Source organism: Nocardia sp. NPDC005998 (assembly GCF_040614395.1).
GTDB lineage: Bacteria > Actinomycetota > Actinomycetes > Mycobacteriales > Mycobacteriaceae > Nocardia.
In genome coordinates this window covers 1-19,190 of the sequence record NZ_JBEXUI010000005.1, presented here as the reverse complement: position 1 = coordinate 19,190, position 19,190 = coordinate 1, and the positions used below count along the sequence as shown (strand labels likewise).

Sequence of the window (19,190 nt, the reverse complement as noted above, 5' to 3'; positions counted from 1 at the left end):
CACGGAGTCGATCCCCCACATACCGCCCTCGCGGGCCAGCAGCAGCATCCCCCGACGTAATCCACCAGCGCGCCCCCGCCACCACAGCAATCCTGGACCGATGATCACCATGCGCTCACGCAGGCAAACGTCGAGAGCACACCTGCACCAGCGCATTCTCGAGGCCGGGTGGGGGTTTGCTGGAGTGGCAAGAAAGTTGGTGTTGGGGGTGGTGGGGGGGAGATTATGCGGTCGGGGGGGATATGGCATGGGGCGAAATGGATGGGAGATCGACGGATGGGCGACGGGGCTGGATTGCAGGCTGGGCGGGAATTTTGGGAGGAGTTTTATCAGGGTCGGGATCGGGTTTGGACTGGGAATCCCAATCCGTTGTTGGTGCGGGAGGTCGGCGGGCTTGCGGTGGGGAGTGCACTGGATCTCGGGTGTGGTGAGGGGGGTGACGCTGTGTGGTTGGCGCGGAATGGGTGGCGGGTTACGGCGGTTGATGTGTCTGCGACGGCGTTGCGGCGGGCGGGGGCGCATGCCGCTGAGGAGGGGGTCGCGGATCGGATCTTGTTCGCGGAACATGATCTGGCGCAGTCGTTTCCGGAGGGGGAGTTCGATTTGGTTTCGGCGCAGTTCTTTCATTCGCCGGTTGCACGGGAGGACGAGCGGGCGAAGGTTTTGCGGCGGGCCGCTGAGGCGGTGGCCGTTGGCGGGGTGCTGTTGATTGCGGGGCATGCGGGGTGGCCTTCGTTTATGGAGCATCGGCATGACGTGCACTTTCCGACGATGGATGAGGTACTGGATGGACTCGCATTCGACGGAGACGAGTGGCGGGTGGAGACCGCGGATGAGGTCGAGCGGGTGGTGACCGGGCCGGAGGGGCAGGTCGGCACCCGCTCCGACACGATCTTGCGGATCCGCAGGCTCCGGTAGGCAACAGTCCCCAGGAACCTCACAGCCAGGGCCCAGCTGGGCTCCAGCGCGGTTGGCGAGGGTGGTCACCATGACCGAATCGACGACCGCCGCGCACCGGGCGGATATGACCGAAACGGTGATCACGCCCGTGCTGGACGTCGTGATCCCCGTCTACAACGAAGAGGCCGACCTGGGCATTTGCGTGCGGCGGCTGCACGCCTACCTGCGAGACGGGTTTCCGTTCCCGACCCGGATCACCGTTGCCGACAATGCGAGCACCGATGACACCATGCAGGTCGCGCAGCTGCTCGCCGATGAGCTCGACGATGTGCGGGTGGTGCATCTGGACGCGAAGGGCCGGGGCCGCGCACTGCGCGCGGTGTGGGAGCACTCCGACGCGCAGGTCGTCGCCTACATGGATGTGGATCTGTCCACGGATCTGAATGCGCTGCTGCCCCTGGTGGCTCCGCTGATCTCGAGACATTCGGATCTGGCGATCGGCACCCGGCTCGACGCGTCGTCCCGGGTGGTTCGCGGTCCCAAGCGGGAGTTCATCTCGCGGTGCTACAACCTGATCCTGAAAGCCTCACTGCAGGCGCGGTTTTCGGATGCGCAGTGCGGGTTCAAGGCGATGCGCACCGATGTCGCGCGCCAGCTGCTGCCGCTGGTGCAGGACGGTGAATGGTTCTTCGATACCGAGCTCTTGGTGCTCGCCGAGCGGGCGGGCCTGCGCATTCACGAGGTGCCGGTCGACTGGATCGATGATCCGGACAGCCGCGTGGATATCGTCGATACGGCACGCAAGGACCTGCTCGGGGTGTGGCGGCTGCTGCGCGGACTGACGACAGGTGCGCTGCCGCTGGAGGAACTGCGGCGCGCGGTCGGACGCGAACCACTGGTTCCCGGTGTGCCTTTGGGGATGGTCGGGCAGGTCGTTCGGTTCGCGATAGTCGGCGTGATTTCCACGCTCGCCTATATGCTGCTTTACCTGGTGTTGCAGCCGATGACCGGTGCCCAGGTCGCGAACTTCCTCGCACTGCTCATTACCGCGATCGGCAATACCGCCGCCAATCGCGCCTTCACCTTCGGAGTGCGTGGGTCGACCGGCGTGGTGTCGCATCAATTCCAAGGGCTGCTGATATTCGGCTTCGGCCTGCTGGTCACCAGCGGATCGCTGTTCGCCCTGCATCGCTGGGCCCCGGATGCGGCCGTTCACCTGGAGCTGTTCGTCCTGGTGGTGGCCAATCTGATCGCAACCCTCATCCGATTCGTCGGTCTGCGTTGGGTATTCCGAAACCCCACCGGCGGGGTCGAAACCCGAACGACCGCACCGGATGCGGTCACCCAGCCGATGCTGCGCGCTACGAAGACGACCATTGATGGAGTTCGCCGATGACAGCGACGCTGACCCCACCGACTGCGGCGACCCGGCCCGAACCACAACCGAAGCAGCAGATCCGCTGGGAATACCCGGCATTGGCCGCACTCCTGATCGGCACCGGTATCGCCTACCTGTGCAACCTCAGCGCCAACGGCTATGCGAACTCCTTCTATTCCGCTGCGGTGCAGGCGGGTTCGAAGTCCTGGAAGGCCTTCTTCTTCGGCTCTTCGGACGCGGCCAACTCGATCACCGTCGACAAACCACCGGCCTCGCTCTGGCTGATGGAGCTGTCGGTACGGGTGTTCGGGCTGAATTCCTGGAGCATCCTGGTCCCGGAGGTGCTGCTCGCCATCGCCTCGGTGGCACTGGTGTGGGCGACGGTGCGCAGGCCCTTCGGCCCGGCGGCCGGGCTCATCGCCGGACTCGTGCTCGCGCTGACTCCCGTCGCGGTGCTGATGTTCCGGTTCAACAACCCGGATGCGCTGCTGGTATTCCTGATGGTCGCGGCGGCCTGGGCGATGACGAGGGCGGTCGAGGACGGGCGCCTCCGCTGGCTGGCGCTCACCGGTGTCTTCATCGGATTCGGGTTCCTCACCAAGCAATTGCAGGTGCTGCTGGTGGTGCCCGCGCTGGCGCTGACCTATCTCATCGCCGGTCCGCCCAAACTCGGCAAACGCATTCTGCACCTGCTCGCGGCGGGCGCGGCCATGCTGGTCTCGGCCGGCTGGTGGCTGCTCGCGGTCGAGCTGTGGCCGGCATCGTCGCGGCCGTGGATCGGTGGGTCGCAGCATAATTCGATCCTCGAACTCACCCTCGGCTACAACGGGCTCGGCCGGTTGAACGGCAATGAGCACGGCAGCGTCACCCCCGGCCGGGGCGATATGCCGCCCGGTGGCGGTGGCGGTGGCGGGGGCATGTGGGGCAGCACCGGGATCACCCGGCTGTTCGAACCCGCACAGGGCGGTCAGATCGCCTGGCTGATCCCGGCCGCGCTGGTCGCACTCGTTGCGGGAATCCTGCTGCGCGGCAAGGCCACTCGCACCGATGGGCAGCGCGCGTCGCTGATCCTGTGGGGCGGCTGGGTGCTGGTGACCGGACTGACCTTCAGCTTCATGGCGGGCATCTTCCACCAGTACTACACGGTGGCGCTGGCCCCGGCGGTCGCGGCATTGGTCGGCATCGGCGCGGTCCAGCTGTGGCAGCAGCGGCATCGGCTGTGGGTCCGGTTGTTCGCGGCACTCGCGGTCGGCCTGACCACCGCGACCTCCTGGATGTTGCTGTCGCGCGACTCGCACTTCGTACCGTGGCTGCGCTGGACGATGCTGGTGGTCGGCGTGCTCGCGACCATCGCGGTGCTGTTGCCCGCACCGCGCAAGCTGGCTCTGGTTGCGGCACTGGCCGCTGCCTTCGCCGGATTGTCCGGGCCCGTCGCGTATTCCGCCCAGACCATTGCGACCTCGCACGAGGGCGCCATCCCGTCGGCGGGACCGAATGTCGGGATGTTCGGTCATCGACCCGGCGAAGGCGGCTTCGGCGGGCCGGGTGGTATGCCGGATGGACGAAATGGCAACGGACGCAATATGAATGGTGCGCGGGGCATGAATGGTGCAATGGGAGCAGCGCCCGGTGGCGCCGACCTGCTGCCCGGCGGCACCAATGGCCCTGCGGGCCAGGGTGGTCCGATGATGGGCGGTCCCGCCGGTGGGCTGCTCGGCGCGAGCAAGCCGAGCGATAAGGTCGTCGCACTGCTGGAAAACCATGGCACCGACTACACCTGGGTCGCCGCCGCCATCGGCTCCAATAGCGCCGCCGGATTCCAGCTGGCCACCCAACTGCCCGTCATGCCGGTCGGCGGCTTCAATGGCAGCGATCCCTCGCCGACGCTGGATCAGTTCAAAGCGTTTGTGGCCGACGGGAAGATCCACTACTTCATCGGCAGCGGCAACCGCGGCGGCGAAGACGGCGGCTTCGGTCCCGGTCGCTCCGGCACCAGCGCCGAGATCAGCAAGTGGGTGGAAGAGCATTTCACCGCAACGGAGGTCGACGGCGTCACCCTCTACGACCTGACCACCGCCCACTGATCCACTGCGTAAGGTGATCCGCCCGGTGCGTGTGCACCGGGCGGATCGTTTTCGGCGGCTCGGACACCACATCGGAGTCGCCGAAGCTCGGGCTACTTCGCCGCGGGCTCGGTCGCATCGAGCCATTCCGCGAAGGTCGGGCCCGCGAGGACCGCGTGCGGACCGGCGAGCAGGGTGCCGTCCTCGAAGATCTCGCGGTCGGCGTTGTCCGGGTCGCTCACCTCGCGGACCTCGGCCGGAGTGCCGCGGCGAGCGGCCACCAGCGCAGCCGCACCCGCCATGGTCTCCGCACGCGGACCCGCGATTTCCGGGAACGGGCCGGCCGAGGACTCCGGCAGCGGATTCACCGCGAGATCCACCAGCGCCTCCGCGACCGAACGAGCAGCAACCAGTTGGGTTTTCATATTCGCGACGTAGGAAACGTCGCCCTGGGTGCCCCACTGCATCATCACCTCGACCAGTTCATGGAACTGGGCGGCGCGCAGGATCTGTACCGGCAGTGGACCTTCGAGCAGCACCTTCTCGTGGACCAGCTTGGCGGCGTTGTAACCGGCGACGGTGTTGTCGATGCCGATGATGGAGACCACGACCAAGCGCTCGACACCGGCCTTCTGGCCCGCCTCGTGCAGGTTCTTCGCCGAAGCGGTGAAGAATTCGCTGGCGATGTCCTTATCCGCGGACGGCGTGCTGGATGCGTCGATGACAACCTGCACCCCTTCGAGCGCTTCCACGAGTCCTGCACCGGTTTCGATATCGACACCGTTGGCCCGGGAGAAGGCGACCACCTCGTGTCCCTGCTCGTTCAGCACATCCACCACGTGGCGGCCCAGCCGTCCGGTTGCTCCGGCCACTGCGATCTTCTTGGTGTTCGACATGATTGCCGCTCCTGGTTCGTTGCGTTGTTTCGCGTTCACAGAGACGACGGAGCAGGATAGGCGAGTGTGACATGCCCTCGCGGACAGGCTTCCTCGAAATCCTCTTAATGAGGCTTTCACGCGAAACTCTTTCGCACGCCGCGAACTCCGGCAATGATGAAGTCCCGCGCGGGACTCCCCAGTCGGAATCCGCCATCAGGTCACGCGCCAACTCCGAGCCATCAGGACAACTGTGAGAAGCATTTCGAGATTCGCCTTAACCGTCATCGGCGCACTGGTCGCCATCGCGCTCACCGTCGGATTCGCCGCCAACGCATCGGCGGAACCGGTCGAATCGCCAGCGCCCGCCGCACCGGTGGCCTCGTCGGAGCCGATCGCCGCGGCATCCGAACCGACCCCGCAGGTGAACCTGATCAACGGCTGCCTGGCGCCCGGCGACAGCATCGAGCTCAGGACAGCACTCGGCGGCCTGCTCGGCGCCACCATCGGCGGCATCGCGGGCCTGCCCGTCTTCCTTTTCGGCGCGATTCCCGGACTGATCATCGGCGGCCTGCTCGGCGTCCTCATCGGTTCCTCCTCCTATGCGCTCGATGAGGGGCACGCGCAGCAGCAAGGTCTGTGCTAGTCACGAAACTCGTTGTGTGACAGCGTGTTAGCGTGCAGGCATGAGCTCGACCACCGATCGATTCATTGACGCCGTCTTCGATTTCGAGCGGGCGGTGCACGCGCTGGACCCGCTGGAGCAGCAACAGGCTCATATGGAGATGCACCGCCTGTACCAATCGGCGACTCCACAAGAGCTCGCACAGGGCGGAAAGCGGCTCGCCGACCTGTTGACCGATGTGCAGCTGGGACCGCGGTCGAGTATCGCGGTCCTCATCGGCGCGTGCGTCGAGGGTGGTGCGGATCCGGTGCCATGTGCACCCCAGGTACTCGGCAACCTCGCGAAAACGCTCGACAGCGCCAAGGAATTCGCCGAAATGTGGGCGGCGGCCGATGTCGGCGACGCACCCGACCCGGAACAGGTCGAGCTGGACCCGGAGCTGTTCGAGGTCTTCGGATTCGAACAGACGCTGTCGTGGTGGACGCTGGACGACTGGAACCGCGCGGGTCTGGCCATGTTGCAGCACAAGTCGGTGCGGCAGAAGTTCGGGCAGGCGGGTCGCGACATCATCCGCGAGCGTCACGATGCGCTGGGCGAGATCTCCGCCCGGTGGGACAAATGCCTCGGATACGCGCTGATCGTGCTGGACGACGAGGCGCTCATCGCGCTGCACCGCGAGACCGGCACCGGTTACGCGATGCGGATTACCGGCATTGGTGACAACTTCCAACTGCACACCCTGCTCGCCGATGCGCTCATCGGCGGTGGGCATATTCCCGGGGAAGCACCGACGGCGGAGGCGGTCGCCATGTGCCGCGATATGCCCGGCATGGTGCACACCACCGGATCATTCAATCTGGTCGCGCCGGACGGCTCCTGGATCTGGAACGAGGGCACGCCCTCCGATATCCCGGTGATCGACGGCACCCGCCTGCTGGTCCTGGATCCGCCGCCGTACCAGCGCAATTGGCCAGCGGGCCGGTTCTTCCCGAATATGCTGGGCGATCTGACGCTGGAGCGGGTACTGACTCCCGAGGAGGCGGCCAGCTGGTTCCGGCACGTATCACCGGACAAGGGCCCAGTCGAGGATTAGCTCGACTGGGCCCCACCGATAAACGCTCGAGCCGTCGCTCGACGCACCTCGCGGCTCTGCGCCGGTTCGATCAACCCACATGCGGGCGTATGTCCGCCTGTGCCGATGCCTCGGACCGGGTACCGCCGAGACGTTAGGCTCGCGGCATGAGCGAGGCTGTCGACTGGTCATGGCTGCGTACGCCGATCCCGATTGTCGACATGGCCATGTACCTGGACATGCCCGAGGACATAGCCCGCACCCTCGAGATTCGCGATGGCATGATCGTGCATTGCGAATCCCCGTCGCCGAACCACGTCGCGATCAGCGACAATATCAAGGGAGCACTGCGCGAGGCGGTATCCAAGCGTTCCCGTGACATGCCTTGTTTGCGGGCCAGTGGTGAACTCGACATGTTGGTTTCCGAGGTTCCTTTTCATTACAAGCGGCCGGATGCGATTGTGTACCGCGGTATCGATGAGCCGCGGGGCAAGTGGAAGACGAAGCCGACAGCGTCGGACACGCTGTTGGTTGTCGAGGTCGTGTCCCCAAATACGGTGACTGCCGATCTGGTCGAAAAGCGCGCGGAGTACGCGCGGCTGGGAATCCCCTGCTACTGGATCGTGCGCATGGTGCAGGACGACGGGCCCGCGACATCGATCGAGATGCTGAGACTCACCACCGATGGCAGCTACGTCCGGGAGAACATGTCGCTGCGGGCTCGCGGTGACGCGGTAGCGGTCGATGTTGCCGACCCACTCGACGTGGCGATCAGCTGGAATCAGCTCGATGTCGGCCTGGACTGATATCGGATAGTCATTCCCGACGGCGGCCCACGGTGGCCGGTGTTCGTCGAGTGCGGTATTGCCGCAGCCATATCCGCGTACCCGAGGGTGGGTGTCCGGATCGACCTAGCAACGCGGTGCGGTCAATGCGGTGTGCAGCGTGGCCGCCCACTGCGAAATGATCTGCTTGCGGCGGGCCGAGTCATCGGTCAGCACATCGGCCAGGCCGAGCCCGCGGGCCAGATCGAGGGTGGCCTGGACGAGGTGGTGGGCAACGGGGTCGGAGTCGTCCACCCCGAGCGCCTCCACCGCACGCCGATGCGAGATGCGACCGAATTTGGCTTCCAGCGGCACGATTCGCTCCCGCAGCGCCGGATCGGCCGCCGCATGCGTCCATACCTGCAGCGCCGCCTTGAACAGCGGACTGGTGTAGGACTCGACCAGCCCGGCCACCACCGCCTCGGTGCGGCCGATCCCTTCGTCCATGGCGATCACCACCCTGCCCTCGTCCACGGCGTGCTGGGTGCGGCTGTCGAACATGTACTCGAGTGCGGCGGTGATCAGATCTTCCCTGGTCGGAAAGTGATGCTGAGCCGCACCACGCGACACCCCTGCCCGTTCCGCGACGACCGCGACCGTGGCCGCCGCCCAGCCCATTTCGGCCAGGCAGTCGATGGTCGCCTCGAGCAGGCGCTGCCGGGTGGCTCGGCTGCGGTCCTGCTTGGGTTCGTGGGGTGTCACCATGGCGCTATTCTGCCCAGCTCGGAGGACGGCGCTGCAAGAAGGCCGCCATGCCCTCGTGCACCTCAGGAGTGCCGAAGAAGCTCGCCGAGCGGGTGGCCAGCTCCTCCGCGGAGCTGTCGAACTCGGCCAGGATGGCCGTGTTGACCAGTCGCTTGGCCTCGGCGAGGCCCTGCGGTGAACCCTTGCGCAGCTCCGCGCACAGCCGGGTCACCTCCGCCACCGGATCGTCGGCGGTGACCGTGACCAGACCGATCTGCTCGGCGATATCCGCGCCGAACTTCTCACCGGTCAAGTAGTACCGGCTGGCCGCGCGCGAGCTGAGCCGCGGCAGCAGGGTCAGCGAAATCATGAACGGCGCCAACCCGATTCGCACCTCGGTGAGGGCGAAACTGCTGCCGGGACCGGCCACAACGATGTCGCACGCGGCGACGATACCCATACCGCCTGCACGCACATTGCCGTCGATTCGGGCAATGACCGGCTTGGGTGTTTCGACGATTCTGCGCAGTACGCCGATCATCACGCGGGTGCGCTCATCGGCGGCCACCGCCGGATCGGCATTGCTGGCTTCGCTGAGGTCGGCGCCCGCGCAGAAGGTATTGCCGGTGTGCGCGAGCACGATACCGCGCACGGCGGGGTCGGCCGCGGCGTCGTCGAGACCTTGCAGCAGCTCGGTCACCAACCGCGAGGAGAGCGCATTGCGGTTGTGCGGTGAGTCGAGTGTGAGCGTCGCGAAGCCATTGGCGACCTCGTACCGCACATACGGCGCGGTGGATGTCTCGGGCATCGAACCTCCTATAGAGTGGCCGCCCCTGCCCTCGTCGCCCGGAGCCGGGACGACGAGGGCGAGAGTGTCAGTAGGACTTGGGCAGGCCCAGCGAGTACTGGGCGACGAAATTCAGCACCATCTCGCGGCTGACCGGGGCGATGCGACCGATGCGGGCGGCGGCGAGCATGGCGGCCAGGCCGTACTCCTTGGTGAGGCCAGCGCCGCCATGAGTCTGGATCGCCTGATCGAGCGCCTTGATACTGGCTTCCGCCGCAGCGTATTTCGCCATATTCGCGGCCTCGGCGGCACCCATCTCATCGCCAGCGTCGTACAGGGTCGCGGCCTTCTGCATCATCAGCCTGGCCAACTCCACCTCGACCTTCACCGCCGCGAGCGGATGCGAAATGCCCTGGTGCGCACCGATCGGCGTCTTCCACACCGTGCGTTCCCTGGCGTACTCGACGGCGCGTTCGATGGCATAGCGGCCCAGGCCGACGGCCATCGCCGCACCCATGATCCGCTCCGGGTTGAGACCGGCGAACAGTTGCATCAGCGCGGCATCTTCCTTGCCGACCAACGCATCCGACGGCAGCCGCACGTCATCGAGGAACAGGGTGAACTGGTGGTCCGGCTCGATAATGTCCATTTCCTGCGGCGTCTTGACGAAGCCGGGGGCATCGGTCGGCACGATGAACAGCGCGGGCTTGAGCTTGCCGGTCTTGTGATCCTCGGTGCGGGAGACGATCAGCACCGCCTCGGCCTGGTCGACGCCGGAAATGAAGATCTTGCGGCCGTTGAGGATCCAGTCCTCGCCGTCACGGCGCGCGGTGGTGGTGATCTGATGTGAATTCGAGCCGGCGTCCGGCTCGGTAATGCCGAAGACCATCTTGCCGCTGCCGTCGGCGAGTTTGGGCAGCCACTGCTGCTTCTGCTCGTCGGTGCCGTATTTGGTGATGATGGTGCCGCAGATGGCCGGTGAGACCACCATCAACAGCAGGCCCGCGCCCTGGGCGGACAGCTCCTCCATGACCAGCGAGAGCTCGTACATGCCCGCGCCACCGCCGCCGTACTCCTCGGGCAGATTCACCCCGAGGAAGCCGAGTTTGCCTGCCTCATCCCATAATTCGGTGAGCGGTTCGTGCTTGCGCGCCTTTGGCAGCACATAATCGCGGTAGCTGTACTTCGCGGCGAGCGCGGCCACCGCGGCCCGCAGCGCCTTCTGCTCGTCGGTTTCGATGAAGCTCATTGGTTCTCCTGGATTTCGGTGGGATCGACGACGGCGAGTAGGGCGCCGACATCGACCTGCTGGCCGACAGTGACATTGAGGGCACTGAGCACACCTGCGGCGGGCGCGGAGATGGTGTGCTCCATCTTCATCGCCTCCAGCCACAGAATCGGCTGGCCCTGTTCGACGGCGCTGCCGACCTCGGCGCCGATCCGGATCACGCTGCCCGGCATGGGCGCGAGCAGCGAACCGTATGCGACCTGATCGGCCGGATCGCTGAAGCGCGGCTGCCTGTGCACCGAGACCGGTCCGAGCGGCGAATCGACGCAGACCAGATCCCCATAGCGGGCGATATCGAATTGCCGACGCACCAGTCCGCGTTCGCCCGGAACCGCGAGCACAACCCGGTCGGGTCCGGCTGCTACCAGTTCGAGGCCGTCGTGACCGTCCACCGTGACGCCGGTGCGGGTGAAACGGTAGCCGATGTCATGTGTTCCGCTGGTACGACTTTCATACGACTTGTGCAGCGACTGCGACGGCAGGTTCCGCCAGCCCGCGGGCAATCCCCCGCCGACCCGGGCCGCCTTGCGATTCGCTGCGGCATCCGCGAGTGCGGCGGCCACGATCGACAGCGATTCATCGGCCGCCGAGACCAGCGGTGCGGACAGCGCGTCCAATCCGTGGGTGTCGAAGAAGGCCGTATCGGTGTCTCCGGCGAGGAATGCGGGGTGGCGCAGCACACGGACCAGCAGATCGCGATTGGTGACCAGACCGTGAATCTTGGCGCGCTGCAATGCTGTTGCCAGCAGGCGTGCGGCCTCGGCGCGCGTCTCGGCGTAGGAGATGACCTTCGCGAGCATCGGGTCGTAGTGCACCCCGACAACCGAACCGTCGACCACACCGGTGTCCAGTCGCACCCCCGGCCGGTCGAGTATGTCGAATTCGGTGAGCACCGACGGGATTTCGAGCCGATGCACCGTGCCGCTCTGCGGCTGCCACTCGTGCGCCGGATCCTCGGCATAGAGCCGGACCTCGATCGAGTGTCCATGCAGCGGCGGCGGGACGGCGGCCAGGGCACCGCCCGCCGCGACCTCCAGCTGCGCGCGCACCAGATCCAGTCCGGTGGTGCATTCGGTGACCGGATGTTCCACCTGCAGACGGGTATTCATCTCCAGGAAGAAGAATTCGCCCGCCTCGTCGGCGAGGAATTCCACGGTTCCGGCACCGGTGTAACCGATCGCACCGGCGGCCAGCTTGGCAGCCTCGAAAAGCCGCTCCCGCATGCTCTGTCCATCGGCCATGCGCGCGGCCCCTGCGTGCGCGTGTACACCTCGCGGGGTACCGCTTTGACGGCCCCCACCGCGTGCCTCCGGGCCTGACGCGCGCATGGCGTCGATCCGCTCCACCAGCGGCGACGGCGCCTCCTCTAGCACCTTCTGATGGCGGCGCTGGATCGAGCACTCACGCTCGCCGACCGCCCAGATGGTGCCGTGAGTATCGGCCATGACCTGGACCTCGATATGTCTGCCGGTCTCCAGGTACCGCTCGCAGAACACCGTCGGATCGCCGAAGGCGGATTCGGCTTCCCGGCGCGCGGCCGCGATCTGGGATTCCAGATCGGCGAGGTCGCGCACCACGCGCATGCCGCGACCGCCACCACCGGCGGAGGCCTTGATCAGCACCGGCAGATGCGCGGGGGTGACCTCGGCCGGATCGAGTTCGGCGAGCACCGGAACACCGGCGGCGTCCATCATCTTCTTCGAGGCGACCTTCGAGCCCATCTGCTCGATGGCCTCCACCGGCGGGCCGATCCACACCAGTCCGGCCGCCTGCACCGAACGTGCGAATTCGGCATTCTCGGAAAGGAATCCGTAACCCGGGTGGATGGCATCGGCACCGGTGGCCAGGGCCGCCTCGATGATCAGCTCGCCGCGCAGATATGTCTCCGCCGGAGTGCTTCCCGGCAGGCGCACCGCCGCATCGGCCTCCGCGACGTGCGGTGCCGCGGCATCCGCGTCGGAGTAGACCGCGACCGTGCCGATACCCATGCGGCGGCAGGTGGCGAATACCCGGCGGGCGATCTCACCCCGGTTGGCGACCAGAACATTGCTGAGCCCACCCGTCACCCGGCCACCGCCCCTCACCGAATCGCTACGCGATGCTGTCATGTTCGGCCCTTCACATCCGGAAGACGCCGAAGCCCTCGGCGCCCTTGACTGGGGCATTGTGGATGGCGGACAAGGCCATTCCCAATACCGTGCGGGTATCGCGGGGATCGATCACGCCGTCGTCGTAGAGCCGCCCCGACATGAACATCGGCAGCGATTCGGCCTCGATCTGCGCCTCCACCATCGCGCGCATCCCGGCATCGGCCTCCTCGTTGAACGCAATGCCCTTGGCCTCCGCGGCTGCCCGGCCCACGATCGAGATCACTCCGGCCAGCTGCGCACCGCCCATAACGGCGGATTTCGCACTGGGCCAGGCAAAAACGAACCGCGGGTCGTAGGCGCGACCGCACATGCCGTAGTGCCCCGCACCGTAGGACGCGCCCATCAGCAGCGAAATATGCGGCACCTTCGAGTTCGAGACCGCATTGATCATCATCGCGCCGTGCTTGATTATGCCCTTCTGCTCGAATTCCTTACCGACCATGTAACCGGTGGTGTTGTGCAGGAACAGCAGTGGCGTATTCGACTGGTTGGCGAGCTGGATGAACTGGGTCGCCTTCTGCGACTCCTCCGAGAACAGCACACCGCGCGCATTGGCGAGAATGCCGACCGGATAGCCGTGCAGTTCCGCCCATCCGGTGACCAGACTGCCGCCGTAGAGCGGTTTGAACTCGTCGAAATCCGAACCGTCGACAACGCGGGCGATCACCTCACGCGGGTCGAACGGAATCTTCAGATCGGACGGAACGATGCCGAGCAGCTCTTCCTGATCGTAGCGCGGTTCGATCACCTCGGCGCGGGGCGCGGGCCCCTGCTTCTTCCAGTTCAGCCGCTTGATGATCGAGCGGCCGATGCGGATCGCGTCCTGTTCGTCGACCGCCAGGTAATCGGCCAGACCCGAGACGCGCGCATGCATATCCGCGCCGCCCAGCGATTCGTCATCGGACTCCTCGCCGGTGGCCATCTTGACCAGCGGCGGTCCACCGAGGAATACCTTGGAGCGCTCCTTGATCATGACCGTGTAGTCCGACATACCCGGGACATATGCGCCACCGGCGGTGGAGTTGCCGAAAACCAAGGCGATGGTGGGGATTCCAGCCGCGGACGCCCGGGTGAGATCCCGGAACATCCGCCCGCCGGGCACGAAGACTTCCTTCTGCGTCGGCAGATCCGCGCCGCCGGATTCGACCAGGCCGATCACCGGTAGCCGGTTCTGCATGACGATATCGTTCATGCGCAGGTTTTTGCGCAGTGTCCACGGATTCGAGGTACCGCCGCGCACGGTCGGATCCGGTGCGACGATCATGCATTCGACGCCCTCGACAATGCCGATTCCGCACACCACGCTGGCACCGACATGAAAGTCGCTGCCCCATGCGGCCAGTGGGCACAGCTCCAGGAACGGCGAATCCTCGTCGATGAGCAATTCGATGCGTTCGCGCGCGGTCAGCTTGCCGCGCTTGCGGTGCCGGGCCAGCTTATCCGGGCCGCCGCCCGCGATGGCCTTGGCGAATTCGACCTCGACCTCACCGAGTTTGGCGGTCATGGCCGCGGCCGCGGCCGCGTATTCCGGCGACGCGGTATCGAGCGTGGTTCGTAATGTCGTCAAGACTGGTACCCCAATCGTTTCGCGGCCAAGCCAGTAAGGATTTCCGTAGTGCCGCCGCCGATGCCGAGAATGCGGATATCGCGGTACTGCCGCTCGACCTCGGATTCGCTCATATAGCCGAGGCCGCCGAAGAGCTGCACGGCCTGGTTGACCACCCATTCGCCCGCCTCGACGGCGGTGTTCTTGGCGAAGCACACCTCGGCGATCAGATCGGTTTCCCCATCTGCACTGCGCCGCACCACATCTCGGGTATAGACCCGGGCCACATCGATGCGGCGGGCCATTTCGGTCACCGTATTCTGCACGGCCTGCCTGCTGATCAGCGGGCGGCCGAAGGTCTGTCGATTGCGCACCCATTCCAGGGTCAGATCCAGACAGCGCTGCGCTTGCGAATACGCCTGCACCGCGAGGCCGACGCGTTCGCTGACGAAGGCGCCCGCGATCTGATAGAAACCGGAATTCTCGGCGCCGACCAGATTCTCCACCGGCACCCGGACATCCACATAGGACAGTTCGGCGGTATCAGAGGCGCGCCAGCCCATCTTGTCGAGCTTGCGGCTGACGGTGAATCCCGGCGTGCCCTTCTCCACCACCAGCAGCGAAATCCCGCCGGAGCCAGGGCCACCCGTGCGCACCGCGGTCACCACGAAATCTGCCCGCACACCCGAGGTGATGTAGGTCTTGGCGCCATTGACGATGTAGTGGTCGCCATCGCGGCGCGCGGTCGTGGTGAGATGGCCGACATCGGAACCGCCACCCGGTTCGGTAATGGCGAGCGAACCGATCTTTTCCCCGGCCAGGGTCGGGCGCGCGAAGCGTTCGATCAGATCCGCATTGCCCGAGGCGACAATGTGCGGCACCGCGATACCGCAGGTGAACAGGGAGGCGAACAGACCACCGGAACAACCGGCCTGGTGCATCTCTTCGCAGACGATCATGGCGTCGATGCCGTCACCGCCGGAACCGCCCGCGGATTCCGGGAATTGGATGCCGAGCAGTCCGAGCGCTCCGGCCTTCTTGTGCAGTTCGCGCGGAATCTCGCCATCGCGCTCCCAGTCGTCGAGATACGGGAGGACTTCCCGCTCGGCGAAACCTCGTACAGTCGAGCGCAATTCGCGACGCTCCGGCGTATTCCACGGGTTCCCACCCGAATCGCTTCGCGGTACTGAATTCATAACAACTCCAACGGGATATCGATATGACGCGAGCGCAGCCATTCGCCGAGCCCCTTGGCCTGCGGATCGAATCGGGCCTGATAGGCCACCCCCTGCCCGAGCAGACCTTCGATAATGAAGTTCACGGCACGCAGATTCGGCAGCACATGCCGGGTGACGGTCAGCGGCGCGGCCTCGGGCAGCAATTGCTCGAGCCGCTCGACCGTGAGCGCATGCACCAGCCAGCGCCACTGTTCATCGGTGCGCACCCACACGCCGATATTGGCATTGCCGCCCTTGTCGCCACTGCGCGCCAGTGCGATCGTGCCGAGCGGGACGCGGCGAGTTTCGCTGGCGGGCAACGGTTCCGGCAGCTCGGGTGCGGCGACCTCGGCCAATTCCCTGGTATCCGACGCTGGCTCGATATCGACGCGGGTGCCCTGCGGCAGCACCGCCGCATGCGGCACCTCGGCGGCGTCGACGAATCCCGGCGTGTACACACCGTACGGCGATCCATTGCCGGGCAGACTGGTGAAGTTGGTCCCCGGATAACTGGCCAACGCCAACTCGACCGCGACATTGGAGAAGCCACGACCGACCTTGTTCGGATCCGGATCGCGAACCACACAGCGCAGCAGGGCACTGGCCTGCTCCTCGGTTTCGGCATCCGGCCGGTCCAGTCGCGCCAGCGTCCAGGTCAGCTCGGCGGGCCGCACGGGCAGCCAAGACTCCAGCTGTCGTTGTGCGAGTGCGGCTTTCGCCTCGATATCGAGTCCGGTGAGGACGAACTCCATTTCATTGCGGAAGCCGCCGAGCGTATTGAGGGAGACCTTCAGCTGCGGCGGCGGCGCTTCGCCGGTCGCACCGCCGATCCGCACCCGATCGGGGCCGTCCGAACTCAGCTCGATGCTGTCCAGCCGCGCCGTGACATCGGGCCCCGCGTAACGCGCGCCCTGGATCTCGTACATCAGCTGCGCCGCAACGGTATCCACGGTGACCGCACCGCCGGTGCCCTGATGTTTGGTGATGACACTGCTGCCATCCCTGCGCACCTCGGCGATCGGGAAGCCGGGGCGGCCCAGATCGGCCAATTCGGTGAAGAATGCGAAATTGCCGCCAGTGGCCTGGGTGCCGCATTCGATGACATGTCCGGCCACCACCGCACCGGCCAACTGGTTGTAATCGGTTCGCCCCCAACCGAAATGGGCGGCGGCGGGGCCGACGATCACCGAGGCGTCGGTGACCCGTCCGGTGACCACGATATCCGCGCCCGCGTTCAAACATTCGACAATGCCCCAGGCACCGAGGTAGGCATTGGCGGTCAGCGGCGCACCGAGGCCGAGTTCGCCTGCCCGGCCGAGCAGGTCGTCCCCCTCGACATGGGCGATCTTGGCGTCCAAGCCGAGATCCGCGGCGACCTTGCGCAGCTTCTCCGCCAACCCGGCCGGATTGAGTCCACCGGCATTGGTGACGATCTGGACATTGCGTTCCAGCGCCAGCCCGAGGCAGTCCTCGATCTGCCGGACGAAGGTCTTGGCATAGCCGAGGCTCGGATCCTTCATCCGGTCGCGGCCGAGGATCAGCATGGTCAACTCGGCGAGATAGTCCCCGGTGAGCACATCGAGCTGCCCGCCATCGAGCATCTCCCGCATGGCGCTGAGCCGATCACCGTAGAACCCGGAACAGTTGCCGATTCGGATCAGCTCCGGATCGGCGGCCAGCATACTCATCAGCTGGAAGGCCCTCCTGTGCGGCGAACCGTCCCAGCGCGCCGCGTTGCGCCGCCGGTGGAGTCCGCGTTCCCGGGTCCAGCATCACACTCGATCCAGAAAAAAGCAAGCACGCGTGCTTGTTAATTGCTTAAACTGGACACCACGCTTCGATGCGGCAGCCATACCCGACAACCGACCACCACGGAGCGAGTCTTACGAGCGACCGTTCGCGGCCCATCTCACGTCCGAGTCATCGAAGCGCACGCGCAGCAAGCACGAACCTCGACCACCGGGCGGCACACCTCAGGCGCCGAACTACCCGCTCGAGGCGACCACAAGGGAGCGAGTCTTACGAGCGACCGTTCGCGGCCCGTCTCGCCCACCCGTCGCCCGACCACCACCCCTCATCGAATCGCTACGCGATGCTGACATTTCGGGGCCGCGAACCCGCCGCGCCGAAGGCGCGGCCATAGATACAGAATGGGCGAATGCCCTCCGTCATCCTGTTCGCCCTGGCCGGATTCCTCCTCGGCGGGGCCTACACCACCTGGAAGACCACCCGGCCGCTTGCCATCGCCCTCGCGGTACTCGGCGTACTCGCGGCCGCCGGCGCGGCCCTGTGGTTGATGTAGATCAGCCTTTCGACAGCCGGAAGATCCGCAGGTCCTCGGGTACACCGCTCAACGGCGCCGCGAAGAAGCTGCGGCGGTACGGCTTGACCACGAATCCGAGCTCCCCCAACGTCTCCGGCGCCAGCGACTGCAACGTGGCCTCCGACAGCATGGTGTTGCCATTGCCTCCGGCCTCCATCACCCGCGCGGCGATGGTGACATCGACTCCGAGCCAGTCGCCGCCGATCTCGCGCGGCGTGCCGGTGTGCAGGCCGATCCGCATCTGCGGCCGATAGCCGCGCACGTCGACCTCGGCCAGATTGCGCTTGGCCTGTACGGCGGCGCGCAATGCGCGATCGGCCGAGGTGAATACGGCCATCACACCGTCGCCCATACGCTTGACCACCTGACCGCCGCGATCGGCGATGGGCGGTTCGATGGCCTTGGCTACCACCCGCAACAGTTCGAGGGTCGCCTCATCGCCCGCTGAGAGCGACCAACTCGAGAACGCCACCAGATCGGTGAACATCACAGTTATTTCTTCGCTACCATGTCCGCGGCCAACGCGCTCCAGCACGGCCTGCCAGACCTGCAATGCGCCGAAGCCGATTTCCCTGGCCGCACTCGGCGCATCTCCGACCAACTTGTCCGCCGCACGCGCAACTGCACGCGCACCGCCCGGACCCGAAACCGACAGTGGGTCACCGAAAGACGGGTCACCGGGCAGCTGTTCGCGCGCCTTGCGCAGGGCACCGATGAGGTCCGGCCGCTGGTTCGCGGCATTCATCAGTGCGGAGAGCTGCCCGCGAGGAAATCCCGAACCGGAACGCCGCGGTGTGTCGTCCTCATCGGCGGGCACCAAGGGGATGGACACCTCGGGCGCAACACCGCCCTCGTCCTCCGGCTCCGACGCGGGCGCTGCACCGCCGGAAGGTGTTTCGGTCACGCCCCGAGCGTATCTCAGCCGACCAACCGTCGGCGGGCTACTTATTACCGCCATCTGCCACCCCTAGATCAGACTCAGCGGGCACTTCAGCGGGTCCACCGATAGATAACTCACTGGTTGCTGTTCCCGAGCGTAACGAGCATCGCCTCCCGATGGAAGCGACGCAAATCACAGTTTTCTGGATATTCACAAATGTCGCCCGGATTATCCCGAAATACGCATCGGCCCGGTGTGGAAGGGGATTCACACACCGGGCCGATGACACCGTCCGCCGGGCAGTGGCGAACGGTGCACCGGGCGCGCGGACCTCCCGACAAGGTCGGCGCCCATCACCCGAGTGGCGAGGGAGGGCAACTCGGGTAGCCGATATCAGGCGTCGCGCTGGTTGACCACGAACAGCGCGGCGCCGAAGACGATCGCGACGAAGGCGGCGAAGTAGAGCAGGCTGCCCCACGGTCCCCAGTGCCAGTTCGCCGTCGATTCGGTGGCGCTGTAGAAGTGGCTCGCGTTCGCGAAGGGCAGGAACGGCTGCACATTGCGCCCGAAGCTGCCGA

General features: G+C 66.0%; 16 protein-coding genes and 1 pseudogene. 7 read left to right on the top strand and 10 right to left on the bottom strand.

Annotated elements, in window-relative coordinates; genetic code table 11:
* Positions 1 to 276 precede the first annotated feature (276 nt).
* The 3 genes from ABZ293_RS10100 to ABZ293_RS10090 all read left to right on the top strand — a co-directional run bounded on the left by ABZ293_RS10100 (position 277) and on the right by ABZ293_RS10090 (position 4,362).
* Positions 277 to 918 carry a class I SAM-dependent methyltransferase gene (locus tag ABZ293_RS10100; RefSeq protein ID WP_355179165.1) on the top strand — a complete coding sequence of 214 codons (642 nt, stop codon included), beginning with the start codon at positions 277 to 279 and terminating at the stop codon, positions 916 to 918.
* Between the two features lie 70 nt (positions 919 to 988).
* Positions 989 to 2,296: a bifunctional glycosyltransferase family 2/GtrA family protein gene (locus ABZ293_RS10095; protein ID WP_355179163.1), complete on the top strand. Its 1,308-nt coding sequence runs from the start codon at positions 989 to 991 to the stop codon at positions 2,294 to 2,296.
* Positions 2,293 to 4,362 (top strand): glycosyltransferase family 39 protein, encoded by a 2,070-nt coding sequence (locus ABZ293_RS10090; protein WP_355179162.1) that lies wholly within the window; start codon positions 2,293 to 2,295, stop codon positions 4,360 to 4,362. The genes ABZ293_RS10095 and ABZ293_RS10090 overlap by 4 nt, the downstream gene beginning before the upstream one ends.
* A gap of 92 nt (positions 4,363 to 4,454) precedes the next feature.
* Here the strand turns inward: ABZ293_RS10090 and ABZ293_RS10085 are convergent, their stop codons facing one another.
* On the bottom strand, positions 4,455 to 5,237 hold the full coding sequence (locus ABZ293_RS10085) for an NAD(P)H-binding protein (RefSeq protein WP_355179160.1): 783 nt from the start codon (positions 5,235 to 5,237) through the stop codon (positions 4,455 to 4,457).
* Between the two features lie 232 nt (positions 5,238 to 5,469).
* Between ABZ293_RS10085 and ABZ293_RS10080 the strand changes: the two genes are divergently transcribed.
* The 3 genes from ABZ293_RS10080 to ABZ293_RS10070 all read left to right on the top strand — a co-directional run bounded on the left by ABZ293_RS10080 (position 5,470) and on the right by ABZ293_RS10070 (position 7,719).
* On the top strand, positions 5,470 to 5,862 hold the full coding sequence (locus ABZ293_RS10080) for a hypothetical protein (protein ID WP_355179158.1): 393 nt from the start codon (positions 5,470 to 5,472) through the stop codon (positions 5,860 to 5,862).
* 40 nt (positions 5,863 to 5,902) lie between these two features.
* Complete coding sequence (locus ABZ293_RS10075; RefSeq protein ID WP_355179156.1) at positions 5,903 to 6,934, top strand: hypothetical protein; 1,032 nt, start codon at positions 5,903 to 5,905, stop codon at positions 6,932 to 6,934.
* 146 nt (positions 6,935 to 7,080) lie between these two features.
* The gene (locus ABZ293_RS10070) at positions 7,081 to 7,719 is read left to right on the top strand and encodes a Uma2 family endonuclease (RefSeq protein ID WP_355179154.1); all 639 of its coding nucleotides are present in this window, start codon (positions 7,081 to 7,083) and stop codon (positions 7,717 to 7,719) included.
* A gap of 105 nt (positions 7,720 to 7,824) precedes the next feature.
* Here ABZ293_RS10070 and ABZ293_RS10065 read toward each other — a convergent pair whose 3' ends face one another.
* The 7 genes from ABZ293_RS10065 to ABZ293_RS10035 form a co-directional block, all read right to left on the bottom strand.
* Positions 7,825 to 8,442, bottom strand: a complete 618-nt coding sequence (locus ABZ293_RS10065; RefSeq protein WP_355179152.1) for a TetR/AcrR family transcriptional regulator — start codon at positions 8,440 to 8,442, stop codon at positions 7,825 to 7,827.
* Between the two features lie 4 nt (positions 8,443 to 8,446).
* Entirely contained in the window at positions 8,447 to 9,229 is a 783-nt protein-coding gene (locus ABZ293_RS10060) for an enoyl-CoA hydratase family protein (protein WP_355179150.1), read from the bottom strand.
* A 67-nt stretch (positions 9,230 to 9,296) separates the two neighbouring features.
* Positions 9,297 to 10,457 (bottom strand): acyl-CoA dehydrogenase family protein, encoded by a 1,161-nt coding sequence (locus ABZ293_RS10055; protein ID WP_355179148.1) that lies wholly within the window; start codon positions 10,455 to 10,457, stop codon positions 9,297 to 9,299.
* Positions 10,454 to 12,604, bottom strand: a complete 2,151-nt coding sequence (locus tag ABZ293_RS10050) for a biotin carboxylase N-terminal domain-containing protein (protein WP_355179146.1) — start codon at positions 12,602 to 12,604, stop codon at positions 10,454 to 10,456. The genes ABZ293_RS10055 and ABZ293_RS10050 overlap by 4 nt, the downstream gene beginning before the upstream one ends.
* 10 nt (positions 12,605 to 12,614) lie before the next feature.
* A complete protein-coding gene (locus ABZ293_RS10045; protein WP_355179144.1) occupies positions 12,615 to 14,213 on the bottom strand; it encodes a carboxyl transferase domain-containing protein in 1,599 nt (532 codons plus the stop codon).
* Positions 14,210 to 15,388 carry an acyl-CoA dehydrogenase family protein gene (locus ABZ293_RS10040; protein WP_355179142.1) on the bottom strand — a complete coding sequence of 393 codons (1,179 nt, stop codon included), beginning with the start codon at positions 15,386 to 15,388 and terminating at the stop codon, positions 14,210 to 14,212. The genes ABZ293_RS10045 and ABZ293_RS10040 overlap by 4 nt, the downstream gene beginning before the upstream one ends.
* Positions 15,385 to 17,097: an acyclic terpene utilization AtuA family protein gene (locus ABZ293_RS10035; protein WP_355179140.1), complete on the bottom strand. Its 1,713-nt coding sequence runs from the start codon at positions 17,095 to 17,097 to the stop codon at positions 15,385 to 15,387. The genes ABZ293_RS10040 and ABZ293_RS10035 overlap by 4 nt, the downstream gene beginning before the upstream one ends.
* Before the next feature lie 470 nt (positions 17,098 to 17,567).
* On the opposite strand from ABZ293_RS10035, the gene ABZ293_RS10030 reads away from it, so the two are divergent.
* On the top strand, positions 17,568 to 17,711 hold the full coding sequence (locus ABZ293_RS10030; protein WP_355179138.1) for a hypothetical protein: 144 nt from the start codon (positions 17,568 to 17,570) through the stop codon (positions 17,709 to 17,711).
* 1 nt (position 17,712) lies between these two features.
* On the opposite strand, the gene ABZ293_RS10025 is transcribed toward ABZ293_RS10030, so the two are convergent.
* Both ABZ293_RS10025 and ABZ293_RS10020 read right to left on the bottom strand, forming a co-directional pair.
* Positions 17,713 to 18,477 carry an adenylate/guanylate cyclase domain-containing protein gene (locus ABZ293_RS10025; RefSeq protein ID WP_354957455.1) on the bottom strand — a complete coding sequence of 255 codons (765 nt, stop codon included), beginning with the start codon at positions 18,475 to 18,477 and terminating at the stop codon, positions 17,713 to 17,715.
* Positions 18,478 to 19,005: 528 nt separating this feature from the next.
* Positions 19,006 to 19,190 (bottom strand): annotated as a pseudogene (locus ABZ293_RS10020) (ABC transporter permease); the annotation flags it as partial.